The following is a 12,092-nucleotide window of genomic DNA, read 5'->3' as shown; positions in this document are numbered from 1 at the left end:
TTAAAATACATCTTAAAGCGTGCCTTGTAAATACATCTTTTAATAAAACCATAAAAAAATTATGGGATATCTGAATATCCCATAATTTTAAAAATCTTGATAGGAATAAATCGTGCTATTTTCACTGAAAAAGCAGTCATGAAACTCGCGGACAATTCTCCCCGGTATCATCTCCGAGCCTGCGTGCGCAGTTTGATAAATCGATCAGTATCTTTTATGAACTTTTTAGGTTGCCTAAGTCGCGTGTTCTAATTCCTTTTGTTGCTCACCGGTTAGAGGTCACTGTTCCTTGGCTTGCTGTTTTGCAAATTCTGCTTGTTTGGCATTTTTTTGAGGTTCGGCCACTTGGGTTTTGCAGCATTTCAAAAGCACTATTCCGATCGACACTCTGTTCATAAATTAAGAGTGACTGTTTTTTTAGTTTCAGTTAAACCGACAAGCAGACCATGCCGACTGGCAAGCTGTGAACGTAAAACAATGTCTTGCATGGTATTTGTGGTTTTTTAGCAATACCAAGTGGTGCTCACATAACTTTTCCTATTGTTTATTATTCATTTTTAGGCTTTTTCATATGTTCTAGAGCGTAGTGGATATCTTGAATCAAATCTTGCGGATGTTCCAGGCCGATACAGAAACGAACCAGAAAGCCATCTTTTAAATGTGAATGTTCCAGTACACGCATGTCTTTTAAGTTATAGAGCATGACCAGGCTGACAGGGCCACCCCAGCTAAAGCCGAGCTTAAACAGGTTTAAGCTGTCACAGAAATTGCGAATATCTTGCAGCTTATAAGAATGATCAAAAATCACGCTAACCAGGCCGGCACTTTGACCTGTCTTACAAATATCTTTCCAGTATTGATGTCCAGCGCAATCTGGATCGGCTGGATGTAAAACTTGAACAAGCTCAGTTTGCTGTTTGAGCCACTTCATTAAAGTCAGTGCGCTTTCGGACTGATGCTGATAACGCAGTTGCATCGAAGCCAGACTGCGTTGTACCTGCGCCACATCATCACCAGAAACACTAATGCCCTGAATGGCATGGGTACGGAACAGTTTGTGATGCAGGGTTTTATCTCGTGTAACAACTGAGCCCATCAAGATGTCGCCACCACCGCTTGGATATTTGGTCAGGGCATGAACCGTGATATCGACACTTAAATGCTCTTCGCCAAAATCAAAAGCATTAAAAGCCAGACCTGCGCCCCAGGTATTATCCAGCGCCGTCAAAATATGATGTGCCTGGGCTTTTTTGATTAAACCGACCAGATCTGGAAACTCCAGTGTGACTGAACCGGCCGCTTCCAGCCAAAGCAGTTTTGCTTTTTCACTTGGTGTAAAGGTTTCGACCTCAAGCGGGTTATACACTTTGACCGCAATGCCATAACGCGTTTCCAGATTGCGCAGATGTTCCATGTTTGGGCCATAGATGTTATCGGCAACCCAGACTTCATCACCTTGGCTCAAGAAACAAGAATTCACCAGGTTAATGGCGGATAAACCGCTCGGCGCAAGTAGGCAGTATTCACCCCCTTCAATTTGCGCGATGTTATCGCCTAAGGTGAATGTCGTGGGTGTGCCGTGGGTGCCGTAGCTATAGTCATAAGCATCGGTCCAGTGGCGATTAAATAGCGCATCAGTATTCTCAAAAATAATGGTCGATGCACGAAACAGGGGAGGTTGAACCGTAGAAATGGATTGAGGGGCTTTTCGTGGTGCATGAATCAGGGTGGTTTGAGCGTTTTTTTTCACGTGAATGCCCTTAAATGTAATCAAATATTACCTTAGCTTAAGAGAATCTGTGACTCACTGCCAGTTCGGTTGTGAATTGTTAAAAAAATTGGTCCTTGAAAAAAGTTGGCTTCATTTTTGCAAAACCTAAAACTATCTAGCTAAAAAATAGGTTGAGGAGCATGAAGTCGCATTTAAAAGTGCATTATTTTCAGCATATTGCTGGTGAAGGCTATGGTAGTTGTCATGAGTTTTTAAAGCAGTATCAGGCGTACATTAGTGCGACTGAGTTTTTTGCTTTACCGTTGGATCGTCCTTTAGAGATTGAGGCTTTGCCAAGGGTTGAGGACGTCGATTTACTGATCATCATGGGCGGAACCATGAGTGTCAATGATGAGGTGAATTTCCCTTGGTTAAAGATAGAGAAACGCTGGTTGCGTCGTTATCTGTCACATGGCAAACCGGCAATCGGTTTATGCCTGGGTGGACAATTGATTGCCAATGCATTGGGGGCGGGCGTCAGTCGTAATCCTGAGCAGGAATTGGGCTGGGCCACGGTACACAAGGTAGCCAATCTACCGCAAGAATGTTTTAGCTTGCCCGAACAGTTCAATATTCTGCAATGGCATAGTGAAAGCTTTGAAATACCCAAAGGGGCAGTGCATCTGGCAGAAAACCAAGCCTGTCGTAATCAGATGTACCAGTTGGGCAAAAATGTACTCGGTTTTCAGTTTCATCCAGAGAGTACTCCAGAAACCCTGTCTTTATTTTTGGAAGATGAGGAGCAGCTTGCACAATTTTCAGGAAAATATGTTCAGGATCTCTCTGAATTAAAAAAGACCCATAAAAATAAGTTTGTTGAAGGAAATCAGATATTAAATCGAGCTATAGAATATGTCTTGGCGAAAACTGCCCCGCATTCAGAAAATAAACTCTTGTTTTAGGGGGTAAATTGAAAACTTGGATAAAACCATAAAAGGGATTTGCTTATGCATTAAACAATGGCTATAATAAGCGACCCTTCGATAGGAAGGGGGTTAACTGCGAATAAAGTAGTTAACTATCGTTACAGTCGTGGCATCGATCACGACCTTAGTGATATTTCACTGCTCTTGACACTTACCCGTATTAAAGTGGGGTGAGATGCGTCAGGAGTGATTCTTTATATATTTGGCTTGGAGTTTACTGGTATGTCTAACCAGAGAATTCGTATCCGTCTTAAGTCTTTTGATCATCGCCTGATTGATCAATCTGCTCAAGAAATCGTAGAAACCGCAAAACGTACTGGCGCACAAGTGTGTGGTCCAATTCCAATGCCAACACGCATTGAACGTTTTAACGTTTTAACATCACCACACGTAAACAAAGACGCGCGTGACCAGTACGAAATTCGTACTTACAAGCGTTTGATCGACATCGTTCAACCTACAGACAAAACTGTAGATGCATTGATGAAGTTAGATCTTGCAGCTGGTGTTGATGTTCAGATCGCATTGGGTTAAGGCTTTCGGGTTAATTAACACTCTAAGTTAATTAGGCCGCTTTTTTAGAGGTTTATGCACATGGCTATTGGTTTAGTCGGTCGCAAGTGCGGTATGACACGTATCTTTACAGATGCTGGTGTTTCTGTGCCTGTTACAGTGATTGAGGTTGATCCTAACCGCATCACTCAAATCAAAACGCTTGAAACTGATGGTTATCAAGCGATTCAAATCACTACTGGTGAACGTCGCGAATCTCGCGTAACTAACGCTCAGAAAGGCCACTTCGCGAAAGCAGGTGTTGCAGCTGGTCGTCTAGTTCAAGAATTCCGCGCTACAGAAGCTGATCTTGAAGGTCGTGAAGTTGGTGGTACGCTTACCGTTGAATTGTTCCAGGTTGGTCAAGTTGTTGACGTAACTGGTCAATCTAAAGGTAAAGGTTTCCAGGGTGGTGTTAAGCGTTGGAACTTCCGTACGCAAGATGCAACTCACGGTAACTCGCTTTCTCACCGTGTTTTAGGTTCTACTGGTCAAAACCAGACTCCTGGTCGCGTATTCAAAGGCAAAAAAATGGCTGGCCATTTAGGTGCTGAACGCGTAACTACACAGGGTCTTGAGATCGTTGCTATCGACACAGAACGTTCAGTTCTTGTTGTTAAAGGCGCGGTTCCTGGTGCTACTGGTGGCGACGTAATCGTTCGTCCTACGATCAAGGCCTGAGGGGAAATAACGTGAATTTAAATACTGTTTCCGGCTCTGCTGTTGAATTATCAGAAGTTGCGTTCGGTCGTGAATTTAATGAAGCTCTTGTTCACCAAGTGGTTACAGCTTATTTAGCTGGTGGCCGTCAAGGTTCAAAAGCTCAGAAATCACGTGCAGACGTTTCTGGCGGTGGCCGCAAGCCATTCCGTCAAAAAGGTACTGGCCGTGCTCGTGCTGGTTCTATTCGTAGCCCAATCTGGGTTGGCGGTGGTAAAACTTTTGCTGCTCGTCCACAAGACTGGTCTCAAAAAGTAAACCGTAAAATGTACCGCGGTGCTATGCAATGCATCATGGCTGAACTTGTTCGTCAAGATCGCCTAATTTTAGTTGATGAGTTTGCTGTTGCAGCTCCAAAAACTAAAGAATTGCTTGCAAAGCTTAACGACTTGAATGCAACTCGTGCATTGATCGTTACCGATGCTGTTGATGAGAACTTGTATCTTGCTGCACGCAATATTCCACACGTAGATGTGGTTGATGCTGCTGCAATCGATCCGGTTAGCTTGATTGCGTTCGACAAAGTTGTTATGTCTGTAGCTGCTGCTAAGAAAATTGAGGTAGAACTCGGATGAACAACGAACGTATCTATCAAGTCCTGCAAGGACCTGTATTCTCAGAAAAAGCACAAGTTTTAGGTGAAACTGCTGGTGTTCAAGTGTTTAAAGTTGCTATCAATGCAAACAAGCTTGAAATCAAAAAAGCAGTGGAACAACTCTTTGGTGTAGAAGTTGTTAAAGTTAACACGACTATCACTAAAGGTAAGTCTAAACGCTTTGGTAAAACATTAGGACGTCGTTCTGATGTTAAAAAAGCATACGTCACCCTGAAAGCTGGCCAAGATGTTGAAATGGCTGACTTGGGCGATACCGCTGAAAGCACAGCGGAATAAGGACGAGAATTATGCCTATTCAAAAATGTAAGCCAACGTCTCCAGGACGTCGCTTTGTAGAGAAAGTGGTTCATGATCACCTTCACAAAGGCGCACCGTACTCTCCGTTGGTTGAAGCTAAAAAACGTACTGGCGGCCGTAACAACAACGGTCACATCACGACTCGTCACGTTGGTGGCGGTCATAAGCAGCACTACCGTCTAGTTGACTTTAAACGTAACAAAGATGGTATTCCTGCAACTGTAGAGCGTATCGAATACGATCCTAACCGTACTGCACACATTGCACTTGTATTGTATGCTGATGGTGAACGTCGTTATATCATCGCTCCTAAAGGCCTTCGCGCTGGCGATAAAGTACAGTCTGGTAACGATGCTCCAATTCGTCCAGGTAACTGCTTGCCGCTTCGCAACATGCCAATCGGTTCTACTCTTCACAACATCGAACTTAAAATCGGTAAAGGCGCGCAGATTGCTCGTTCAGCTGGTACTTCAGTTCAGCTGTTGGGTCGTGACGGTTCTTACGCTATCGTTCGTCTACGTTCAGGCGAGATGCGTAAAATTCACGTTGAATGTCGCGCTGTGTTAGGTGAAGTATCTAACTCGGAAAGCAACCTTCGTTCGCTTGGTAAAGCTGGTGCATCGCGCTGGCGTGGTGTTCGTCCTACCGTTCGTGGTATGGCAATGAACCCGGTTGACCATCCGCACGGTGGTGGTGAAGGGCGTAACAAAGGTATTCAACCTGTAAGCCCATGGGGTCAAAAAGCTAAAGGGTACAAGACACGTACCAATAAGCGTACGACTAAGATGATCATTCGCGACCGTCGCGTTAAGTAACAAGTAAAGGAATCTGACAATGCCTCGTTCTCTGAAAAAAGGCCCATTCGTCGATGCGCACTTGTTCGCTAAGGTTGAAGCGGCTATCGCGGCTAATAACCGTAAGCCGATCAAAACTTGGTCGCGTCGTTCGATGATCCTACCGGATTTTGTTGGTTTAACAATTTCTGTACACAATGGCCGTAACCACGTTCCTGTGATCGTTTCTGAACACATGGTTGGTCACAAGCTTGGTGAATTTGCACCAACTCGTACCTATCGCGGTCACGGTGTTGACAAGAAATCTAAACGTTAATGGGTGCTATGATGGAAGTAACTGCTAAATTACGCGGTGCCGCTATCTCGGCACAAAAAGCTCGTTTGGTTGCAGATCTTATCCGCGGCAAATCTGTTGCGCACGCGCTTAACATCCTTAACTTCAGCAACAAAAAAGCTGCAGTTCTAGTTAAGAAAGCGTTGGAATCTGCAATTGCAAACGCTGAACACAATAACAGTTTAGATGTAGACGACCTTAAAGTTTCTACGATCTACGTTGATGAAGGCATGAGCCTGAAACGTATTATGCCACGTGCTAAAGGCCGTGCAGATCGTATTACTAAGCGTACTTGTCACATCACCGTTAAGGTAGGGGTTTGATATGGGTCAGAAGGTTCATCCAATCGGTATCCGCCTAGGTGTTGTGAAACGTCATAACGCTAACTGGTATGCGAATCCGAAACAATACGCTGAATACTTGCTTAAAGATCTTCAAGTTCGTGAGTTTTTAATCAAAAAACTTAAAAACGCGATGATCAGCAACATTCTTATCGAACGTCCTACAGGCGCTGCTAAAGTAACTATTAGCACTGCGCGTCCTGGTATCGTAATCGGTAAAAAAGGCGAAGATATTGAGAAACTACAACGCGAATTAACATCTATCATGGGTGTTCCTGCGCAAGTAAGTATCAATGAAATTGATCGTCCAGACTTAGACGCGCGTCTAGTTGCTGAAGCAATCGCTTCTCAATTGGAAAAACGTGTAATGTTCCGTCGTGCTATGAAGCGTGCGGTACAAAATACAATGCGTGCTGGTGCTAAAGGTATCAAAGTAGAAGTTTCAGGCCGTTTAGGTGGTGCTGAGATTGCTCGTACTGAGTGGTATCGTGAAGGTCGTGTACCTCTACATACGCTTCGTGCAGATATCGACTATGCGACTATGCGTGCTGAGACTACTTACGGTACGATTGGTGTTAAAGTTTGGATCTTCCGTGGTGAGATCTTGGGCGGCATGAAACAAGTCATGAACCCAGCTCCAGCAGAAGAACGTCCAGCTAAACGCGGTCGTGGTCGTGGTGAAGGTCAAGAGCGTCGTGGTCGTCGCAATGATCGTTCTGCTGAAAAAGGAGAATAATCCATGTTGCAACCTAAGCGTACTAAATTCCGTAAAGTGCAGAAAGGCCGTAACACTGGTCTAGCACACCGCGGTAGCACAGTATCTTTCGGTACTATTGCACTTAAATCAGTTGAACGTGGTCAAATGACTGCGCGTCAAATTGAAGCAGCGCGTCGTACAATTAGCCGTCGTATTAAGCGTGGTGGTAAGATCTTTATCCGTGTATTCCCGGACAAACCGATTACTTCTAAGCCGCTTGAAGTGCGTATGGGTAAAGGTAAAGGTTCTGTGGAATATTGGGTTTGCCAAATCAAACCAGGTAAAGTCTTGTACGAAATTGATGGTGTTAACGAAGAATTGGCTCGCGAAGCGTTTACGCTTGCAGCAGCTAAGCTTCCGTTTAAAACCGCTATCGTGACTCGGACGGTAATGTAATGAAAACTAAAGATCTACGTGAAAAGTCGGTAGAAGAGTTGACAGCTTTGCTTGATGAGCAACAGCTTAACCAATTCCGTCTTCGTATGGCGAAAGCAACTGGTCAATTGGGTAAATCGCATGAAGTTGCACTTACTCGTCAGACGATTGCTCGTATTAAGACCCTCCTTACCGAAAAACAGGGGAACGGACAATGAGTGATAAAACAGTCCGCACGTTAACTGGCAAAGTTGTAAGCGACAAGATGGATAAATCTATCGTTGTTCTTATTGAACGCCAAGTTCAACACCCGTTGTATGGCAAATTAATCCGCCGTTCAACAAAATTACATGCTCATGATGAGAACAACACAGCGAAAGCTGGTGATGTTGTAACCATTAAAGAAAGCCGCCCAATTTCTAAAACTAAGTCTTGGACTCTAGTTGAAGTTGTTGAAGCAGCTGCTGAGTAATTAACGTTCTTGTTGCATCATCGGTCAATTTCGAGTACTCTTTGAGCCTTTCGAAATTTCGACCGGTGTTGCTCGGTTTTGGAGTAGGGCAATGATTCAGACCGAAACTATGCTCGACGTAGCAGACAACAGTGGTGCACGCCGCGTACAATGTATTAAAGTACTTGGTGGCTCGCATCGTCGTTATGCTTCTGTTGGCGACATTATTAAAGTTACTGTAAAAGAAGCAATTCCACGCGCACGTGTTAAAAAAGGTGACGTGATGAATGCAGTTGTGGTTCGTACAAAATTCGGTATCCGTCGTGCAGACGGTTCAGTGATTCGTTTCGACGATAACGCTGCTGTTATTTTGAACACCAACAAAGCGCCGATTGCAACTCGTATTTTCGGACCAGTGACTCGTGAACTTCGTACTGAACAGTTCATGAAAATTATTTCATTGGCTCCTGAAGTTCTATAAGAGGCGATCATGGCTAAGATTAAAAAAGGCGATCAAGTAATTGTGATCGCAGGTAAAGAAAAAGGCAAACAGGGTACTGTTCTGTCTGTTTCTAATGACCGTGTTAAGGTTGAAGGCCTTAACTTGGTGAAGAAGCACCAAAAGCCGAACCGTGCTACAGGCGCTGAAGGTAGCGTTGTAACTCAGGAAGCTTCGCTTCATATTTCAAACGTGGCAGTTTTTAATGCTACAACCCAAAAGGCTGACCGTGTTGGTTACCAAGTGATTGATGGCGTGAAAACTCGCGTATTCAAATCAAATGGTGAATCAGTGGCGGTAGCGAAGTAATAGGTTGATATAGGCCATGGCCAGACTTAAAACACGTTACAATGACGAACTTAAAGCTCAGTTATTAGAGACTTTAGGCGTTAAAAATGTGATGGAAATTCCTCGCATCACTAAAATCACGATCAACATGGGTGTTGGCGCAGCTGCTGCTGACAAAAAACTCCTTGATGGTGCTCTTTCAGATATGCAAGCTATCGCTGGTCAAAAACCAGTACTTACGTTAGCTCGTAAATCAATCGCTGGTTTTAAAATCCGTGATGGTTGGCCGATCGGTTGTAAAGTTACTTTACGCGGCGAACGTATGTACGAATTCTTAGACCGTTTGATCTCGATTGCGATCCCTCGTATCCGTGACTTCCGTGGTTTCTCTGCGAAATCATTCGACGGTCGTGGTAACTACTCAATGGGTCTTAAGGAACAGATCATGTTCCCTGAAATCGATTTTGACAAGATTGATCGTATTCGTGGTATGGACATTACCATTACTACGACTGCTCGCACCGATGACGAAGGCCGTGCGCTTATGCGTGCATTCGGCTTCCCGTTCAAATAAGAGGTCGATATGGCTAAGAAAGGTATGATTAATCGCGAATTGAAACGCGAAGCTACTGTTGCTAAATACGCTGCAAAACGTGCTGAATTAAAAGCTGTTATTGCAAACGTAAATGCATCAGACGAAGAACGTTTCGAAGCGATGATGAAATTGCAAGCATTACCACGTAATGCATCTCCAGTACGTCTACGTAACCGTTGTGGTTTAACTGGTCGTCCGCATGGCTATTTCCGTAAGTTCGGCTTAAGCCGTAACAAATTACGTGAAACAGTAATGCAAGGTGATGTACCTGGCGTTGTTAAGGCAAGCTGGTAAGGAGCACTATAAATGAGTATGCAAGATACCGTTGCCGACATGCTAACACGTGTTCGTAACGCACAAATGGCGAAGAAACAAACTGTTTCTATGCCTAATTCTAAGTTGAAAGTTGCAATTGCTAACTTACTTCAACAAGAAGGTTACATTTCTAACGTAGAAGTTGCAGAAGCTGAAGGCAAACCAACTTTAACAATTACGTTAAAATATTTTGAAGGCAAGCCAGTGATTGACACTGTGAAACGCGTAAGCCGTCCAGGTCTACGTCAGTATCGCGGTAAAGATGCACTTCCAAGCGTTAAGCAAGGTTTAGGTATTGCAATTGTTTCTACAAGCAAAGGCATCATGACTGATCGCGCTGCACGTGCTGCAGGCGTTGGTGGTGAAGTTATTGCTTTTGTTTCTTAATAGGTGATTCCTCATGTCTCGTGTGGCTAAAGCCCCAGTAACTGTACCGAATGGTGTAACAGTTACTCAGAACGGCCGGCAGGTCGAAGTGAAAGGCACTAAAGGTACATTGTCTTTCAACCTGCATGCGCTGGTCGAGCTTAAACAGGAAGACGGTACTCTGGCTATTGCTCCAGTACAAGAGTCGAAAGACGCTTGGATGCAAGCTGGTACTGCTCGCGCTGTGCTTAACAACCTTGTAAAAGGTGTTAGCGAAGGTTTCGAACGTAAGTTACAGCTTATCGGTGTTGGTTATAAAGCTGCGGTTAAAGGTGATGTTGTTCATCTTAACCTTGGTTTCTCTCACCCGATCGATTATGCACTTCCTGCAGGTGTAACTGCTGAAACTCCAACTGCAACTGAAATCGTACTTAAATCTGCTGACAAAGCAGCTTTAGGTCAGGTTGCTGCAGATATCCGTGGTTACCGTCCACCAGAGCCGTATAAAGGCAAAGGTGTTCGTTATTCTGACGAAGTTGTACTTCGTAAAGAAGCTAAGAAGAAATAAGGCGCGAGGTTCTTATGAACGAAAAGAAACAATCCCGTTTGCGTCGTGCGAAAAGCACACGCTTGCACATCCGTGCATTGGGTGCGACTCGTTTGTGTGTAAACCGCACTCCGCGTCACATCTATGCTCAAGTTATCTCTGCAGATGGTGGCAAAGTATTAGCGCAAGCTTCTACTTTAGACGCTACTCTACGTGCAGGTACAACTGGTAACGTTGAAGCAGCTCAAAAAGTAGGTGCTTTAATCGCAGAACGCGCTAAAGCAGCTGGTGTTACTAAAGTTGCATTTGACCGTTCTGGTTTTAAATATCATGGTCGTATCAAAGCCTTGGCTGATGCTGCTCGTGAAAACGGCTTGGAGTTCTAATCATGGCTAAAGTTGAACAAAACGAAGGTCTTGTTGAAAAGCTGGTTGCCGTTGATCGTGTAGCCAAAGTTGTTAAGGGTGGTCGTATCTTCTCTTTCACAGCATTAACTGTTGTGGGTGATGGTAATGGTCGCGTAGGTTTTGGTCGTGGTAAAGCACGTGAAGTTCCAGCTGCTATCTCTAAAGCACTTGAAGCTGCTCGTCGCAACATGATTACTGTTGACCTTGTTGATGGTACGTTACAGCACCCAATTCATGCACGTCATGGCGCTAGTCGCGTATTCATGCAGCCTGCCTCTGAAGGTACAGGCGTAATTGCTGGTGGCGCTATGCGTGCAGTTCTAGAAGCTGTAGGTGTACGTAACGTTTTGACTAAATGCCGTGGTTCTACTAACGCTGCTAACGTAGTTAACGCAACTTTCAACGGTTTGCGTGATATGACTACTCCTGAGAAGGTTGCTGCGAAACGTGGTCTTTCAGTAGAACAAATTCAAGGGTAATCAATCATGAAAACGATTAAAGTTACCCAGACTAAATCTGCATCGCACCGCTTGAAAAATCATAAGCTGAGCCTGCAAGGTTTAGGTCTGCGTCGTATTGGTCATACTGTAGAAGTGCAAGATACGCCTTCTAACCGTGGTATGATCAACCAAGTCTACTATATGGTTAGTGTAGAGGAATAAGCCATGACTCTGCGTTTAAATACAATTGCACCTGCAGAAGGTGCTAAACGTGACAACCTTCGTGTAGGCCGTGGTATCGGTTCTGGCGTTGGTAAGACCGGTGGCCGTGGTGTCAAGGGTCAAAACTCACGTAAGAGCGGTGGTACTCGTCCAGGTTTCGAAGGCGGTCAAACAGCACTTTATCGTCGTTTGCCTAAATTCGGCTTCACTAGCCAATTGGCTTTGAAAACTGCTGAAGTACGTTTATCTGAGCTTGCTAAAGTGGAAGGCGACATCGTGTCTCTAGAAACTTTAAAAGCGGCGAACGTTGTACGTAAAGACATGATCCGTGCTCGTATCGTACTTTCTGGTGAAATTACTCGTGCATTCACTGTTCAAGGTGTTGCATTGACTAAAGGCGCTAAAGCTGCTGTTGAAGCTGCTGGCGGCAAAGTCGAGGAGTAATCCCCAGTGTCTATGACTCCTAGTTCTTCAGGTCA

23 protein-coding genes and 1 pseudogene are annotated in these 12,092 nt (G+C 44.5%); 22 read left to right on the top strand and 2 right to left on the bottom strand.

Translation table 11 applies throughout. The features are described from left to right. Positions 1-395 precede the first annotated feature (395 nt). Together FTU95_RS14975 and FTU95_RS03245 are read right to left on the bottom strand one after the other, a co-directional pair. Positions 396-488: pseudogene (locus FTU95_RS14975) on the bottom strand (DUF853 family protein); the annotation flags it as partial. Between the two features lie 59 nt (positions 489-547). Further along, positions 548-1,750, bottom strand: coding sequence for a PLP-dependent transferase (locus tag FTU95_RS03245; protein WP_180077510.1), 1,203 nt, complete (start codon positions 1,748-1,750; stop codon positions 548-550). Positions 1,751-1,911: 161 nt separating this feature from the next. Here FTU95_RS03245 and FTU95_RS03240 point away from each other — a divergent pair, with 161 nt between their 5' ends. From FTU95_RS03240 to rplO, 22 genes are all read left to right on the top strand, one after another. After that, positions 1,912-2,673 carry a type 1 glutamine amidotransferase gene (locus FTU95_RS03240; RefSeq protein ID WP_180077508.1) on the top strand — a complete coding sequence of 254 codons (762 nt, stop codon included), beginning with the start codon at positions 1,912-1,914 and terminating at the stop codon, positions 2,671-2,673. A gap of 246 nt (positions 2,674-2,919) precedes the next feature. Then, positions 2,920-3,231: a 30S ribosomal protein S10 gene (gene rpsJ / locus FTU95_RS03235; protein ID WP_000070912.1), complete on the top strand. Its 312-nt coding sequence runs from the start codon at positions 2,920-2,922 to the stop codon at positions 3,229-3,231. Between the two features lie 60 nt (positions 3,232-3,291). Then, a complete protein-coding gene (gene rplC, locus FTU95_RS03230; protein ID WP_005094152.1) occupies positions 3,292-3,930 on the top strand; it encodes a 50S ribosomal protein L3 in 639 nt (212 codons plus the stop codon). A gap of 11 nt (positions 3,931-3,941) precedes the next feature. Next, on the top strand, positions 3,942-4,544 hold the full coding sequence (rplD, locus tag FTU95_RS03225; protein ID WP_005094150.1) for a 50S ribosomal protein L4: 603 nt from the start codon (positions 3,942-3,944) through the stop codon (positions 4,542-4,544). Beyond that, a complete protein-coding gene (gene rplW, locus FTU95_RS03220) occupies positions 4,541-4,861 on the top strand; it encodes a 50S ribosomal protein L23 (protein WP_005094149.1) in 321 nt (106 codons plus the stop codon). The genes rplD and rplW overlap by 4 nt, the downstream gene beginning before the upstream one ends. 11 nt (positions 4,862-4,872) lie before the next feature. Further along, entirely contained in the window at positions 4,873-5,697 is an 825-nt protein-coding gene (gene rplB, locus FTU95_RS03215) for a 50S ribosomal protein L2 (RefSeq protein WP_005094148.1), read from the top strand. Between the two features lie 19 nt (positions 5,698-5,716). Next, on the top strand, positions 5,717-5,992 hold the full coding sequence (gene rpsS, locus FTU95_RS03210) for a 30S ribosomal protein S19 (protein WP_004281508.1): 276 nt from the start codon (positions 5,717-5,719) through the stop codon (positions 5,990-5,992). 11 nt (positions 5,993-6,003) lie between these two features. Next, on the top strand, positions 6,004-6,333 hold the full coding sequence (gene rplV / locus FTU95_RS03205) for a 50S ribosomal protein L22 (RefSeq protein ID WP_001982638.1): 330 nt from the start codon (positions 6,004-6,006) through the stop codon (positions 6,331-6,333). 1 nt (position 6,334) lies between these two features. Beyond that, positions 6,335-7,087 carry a 30S ribosomal protein S3 gene (gene rpsC / locus FTU95_RS03200; protein WP_004281507.1) on the top strand — a complete coding sequence of 251 codons (753 nt, stop codon included), beginning with the start codon at positions 6,335-6,337 and terminating at the stop codon, positions 7,085-7,087. A gap of 3 nt (positions 7,088-7,090) precedes the next feature. Continuing rightward, positions 7,091-7,504: a 50S ribosomal protein L16 gene (gene rplP / locus FTU95_RS03195; protein WP_004281506.1), complete on the top strand. Its 414-nt coding sequence runs from the start codon at positions 7,091-7,093 to the stop codon at positions 7,502-7,504. Further along, entirely contained in the window at positions 7,504-7,701 is a 198-nt protein-coding gene (gene rpmC, locus FTU95_RS03190; RefSeq protein WP_004281505.1) for a 50S ribosomal protein L29, read from the top strand. The genes rplP and rpmC overlap by 1 nt, the downstream gene beginning before the upstream one ends. Further along, positions 7,698-7,955 carry a 30S ribosomal protein S17 gene (gene rpsQ, locus FTU95_RS03185; RefSeq protein WP_004281504.1) on the top strand — a complete coding sequence of 86 codons (258 nt, stop codon included), beginning with the start codon at positions 7,698-7,700 and terminating at the stop codon, positions 7,953-7,955. Before rpmC ends, rpsQ begins: the two co-directional genes overlap by 4 nt. 91 nt (positions 7,956-8,046) lie before the next feature. Further along, positions 8,047-8,415: a 50S ribosomal protein L14 gene (gene rplN, locus FTU95_RS03180; protein ID WP_005094147.1), complete on the top strand. Its 369-nt coding sequence runs from the start codon at positions 8,047-8,049 to the stop codon at positions 8,413-8,415. 9 nt (positions 8,416-8,424) lie between these two features. Next, positions 8,425-8,742: a 50S ribosomal protein L24 gene (gene rplX, locus FTU95_RS03175; protein ID WP_004281502.1), complete on the top strand. Its 318-nt coding sequence runs from the start codon at positions 8,425-8,427 to the stop codon at positions 8,740-8,742. Positions 8,743-8,758: 16 nt separating this feature from the next. Next, positions 8,759-9,295, top strand: coding sequence for a 50S ribosomal protein L5 (gene rplE / locus FTU95_RS03170; protein ID WP_005094146.1), 537 nt, complete (start codon positions 8,759-8,761; stop codon positions 9,293-9,295). Positions 9,296-9,304: 9 nt separating this feature from the next. Further along, entirely contained in the window at positions 9,305-9,610 is a 306-nt protein-coding gene (gene rpsN / locus FTU95_RS03165) for a 30S ribosomal protein S14 (RefSeq protein ID WP_004732275.1), read from the top strand. 12 nt (positions 9,611-9,622) lie between these two features. Next, the gene (rpsH, locus tag FTU95_RS03160; protein WP_005094144.1) at positions 9,623-10,018 is read left to right on the top strand and encodes a 30S ribosomal protein S8; all 396 of its coding nucleotides are present in this window, start codon (positions 9,623-9,625) and stop codon (positions 10,016-10,018) included. Positions 10,019-10,031: 13 nt separating this feature from the next. Then, a complete protein-coding gene (gene rplF / locus FTU95_RS03155; protein WP_005094142.1) occupies positions 10,032-10,565 on the top strand; it encodes a 50S ribosomal protein L6 in 534 nt (177 codons plus the stop codon). 14 nt (positions 10,566-10,579) lie between these two features. Beyond that, entirely contained in the window at positions 10,580-10,930 is a 351-nt protein-coding gene (rplR, locus tag FTU95_RS03150; protein WP_004281497.1) for a 50S ribosomal protein L18, read from the top strand. 2 nt (positions 10,931-10,932) lie between these two features. Further along, positions 10,933-11,430 carry a 30S ribosomal protein S5 gene (rpsE, locus tag FTU95_RS03145; protein WP_004281496.1) on the top strand — a complete coding sequence of 166 codons (498 nt, stop codon included), beginning with the start codon at positions 10,933-10,935 and terminating at the stop codon, positions 11,428-11,430. A gap of 6 nt (positions 11,431-11,436) precedes the next feature. Further along, positions 11,437-11,613: a 50S ribosomal protein L30 gene (gene rpmD / locus FTU95_RS03140; RefSeq protein WP_005094139.1), complete on the top strand. Its 177-nt coding sequence runs from the start codon at positions 11,437-11,439 to the stop codon at positions 11,611-11,613. A 3-nt stretch (positions 11,614-11,616) separates the two neighbouring features. Beyond that, positions 11,617-12,057, top strand: coding sequence for a 50S ribosomal protein L15 (gene rplO, locus FTU95_RS03135; RefSeq protein WP_005094137.1), 441 nt, complete (start codon positions 11,617-11,619; stop codon positions 12,055-12,057). Positions 12,058-12,092 lie beyond the last annotated feature (35 nt).

This window comes from Acinetobacter sp. YH12208 (assembly GCF_013418055.1).
Lineage (GTDB): Bacteria > Pseudomonadota > Gammaproteobacteria > Pseudomonadales > Moraxellaceae > Acinetobacter > Acinetobacter pseudolwoffii.
The sequence above is the reverse complement of the archived record's forward strand: the minus strand, read 5'-3'. Positions and strand labels throughout refer to the sequence as shown.

What these genes read in the sequence shown, in the direction of transcription:
- rplW (WP_005094149.1), top strand. Translation starts at nt 4,541, where the DNA reads ATGAACAACGAACGTATCTATCAAGTCCTGCAAGGACCTGTATTCTCA.
- rplE (WP_005094146.1), top strand. Translation starts at nt 8,759, where the DNA reads ATGGCCAGACTTAAAACACGTTACAATGACGAACTTAAAGCTCAGTTA.
- rplR (WP_004281497.1), top strand. Translation starts at nt 10,580, where the DNA reads ATGAACGAAAAGAAACAATCCCGTTTGCGTCGTGCGAAAAGCACACGC.
- rpmC (WP_004281505.1), top strand. Translation starts at nt 7,504, where the DNA reads ATGAAAACTAAAGATCTACGTGAAAAGTCGGTAGAAGAGTTGACAGCT.
- rpsH (WP_005094144.1), top strand. Translation starts at nt 9,623, where the DNA reads ATGAGTATGCAAGATACCGTTGCCGACATGCTAACACGTGTTCGTAAC.
- rplF (WP_005094142.1), top strand. Translation starts at nt 10,032, where the DNA reads ATGTCTCGTGTGGCTAAAGCCCCAGTAACTGTACCGAATGGTGTAACA.
- rpsJ (WP_000070912.1), top strand. Translation starts at nt 2,920, where the DNA reads ATGTCTAACCAGAGAATTCGTATCCGTCTTAAGTCTTTTGATCATCGC.
- rplN (WP_005094147.1), top strand. Translation starts at nt 8,047, where the DNA reads ATGATTCAGACCGAAACTATGCTCGACGTAGCAGACAACAGTGGTGCA.
- rpsE (WP_004281496.1), top strand. Translation starts at nt 10,933, where the DNA reads ATGGCTAAAGTTGAACAAAACGAAGGTCTTGTTGAAAAGCTGGTTGCC.
- rplO (WP_005094137.1), top strand. Translation starts at nt 11,617, where the DNA reads ATGACTCTGCGTTTAAATACAATTGCACCTGCAGAAGGTGCTAAACGT.
- rplC (WP_005094152.1), top strand. Translation starts at nt 3,292, where the DNA reads ATGGCTATTGGTTTAGTCGGTCGCAAGTGCGGTATGACACGTATCTTT.
- rpsN (WP_004732275.1), top strand. Translation starts at nt 9,305, where the DNA reads ATGGCTAAGAAAGGTATGATTAATCGCGAATTGAAACGCGAAGCTACT.
- rplX (WP_004281502.1), top strand. Translation starts at nt 8,425, where the DNA reads ATGGCTAAGATTAAAAAAGGCGATCAAGTAATTGTGATCGCAGGTAAA.
- rplB (WP_005094148.1), top strand. Translation starts at nt 4,873, where the DNA reads ATGCCTATTCAAAAATGTAAGCCAACGTCTCCAGGACGTCGCTTTGTA.
- rplV (WP_001982638.1), top strand. Translation starts at nt 6,004, where the DNA reads ATGGAAGTAACTGCTAAATTACGCGGTGCCGCTATCTCGGCACAAAAA.
- rpsQ (WP_004281504.1), top strand. Translation starts at nt 7,698, where the DNA reads ATGAGTGATAAAACAGTCCGCACGTTAACTGGCAAAGTTGTAAGCGAC.
- FTU95_RS03240 (WP_180077508.1), top strand. Translation starts at nt 1,912, where the DNA reads ATGAAGTCGCATTTAAAAGTGCATTATTTTCAGCATATTGCTGGTGAA.
- rplP (WP_004281506.1), top strand. Translation starts at nt 7,091, where the DNA reads ATGTTGCAACCTAAGCGTACTAAATTCCGTAAAGTGCAGAAAGGCCGT.
- rpsS (WP_004281508.1), top strand. Translation starts at nt 5,717, where the DNA reads ATGCCTCGTTCTCTGAAAAAAGGCCCATTCGTCGATGCGCACTTGTTC.
- rpmD (WP_005094139.1), top strand. Translation starts at nt 11,437, where the DNA reads ATGAAAACGATTAAAGTTACCCAGACTAAATCTGCATCGCACCGCTTG.
- rpsC (WP_004281507.1), top strand. Translation starts at nt 6,335, where the DNA reads ATGGGTCAGAAGGTTCATCCAATCGGTATCCGCCTAGGTGTTGTGAAA.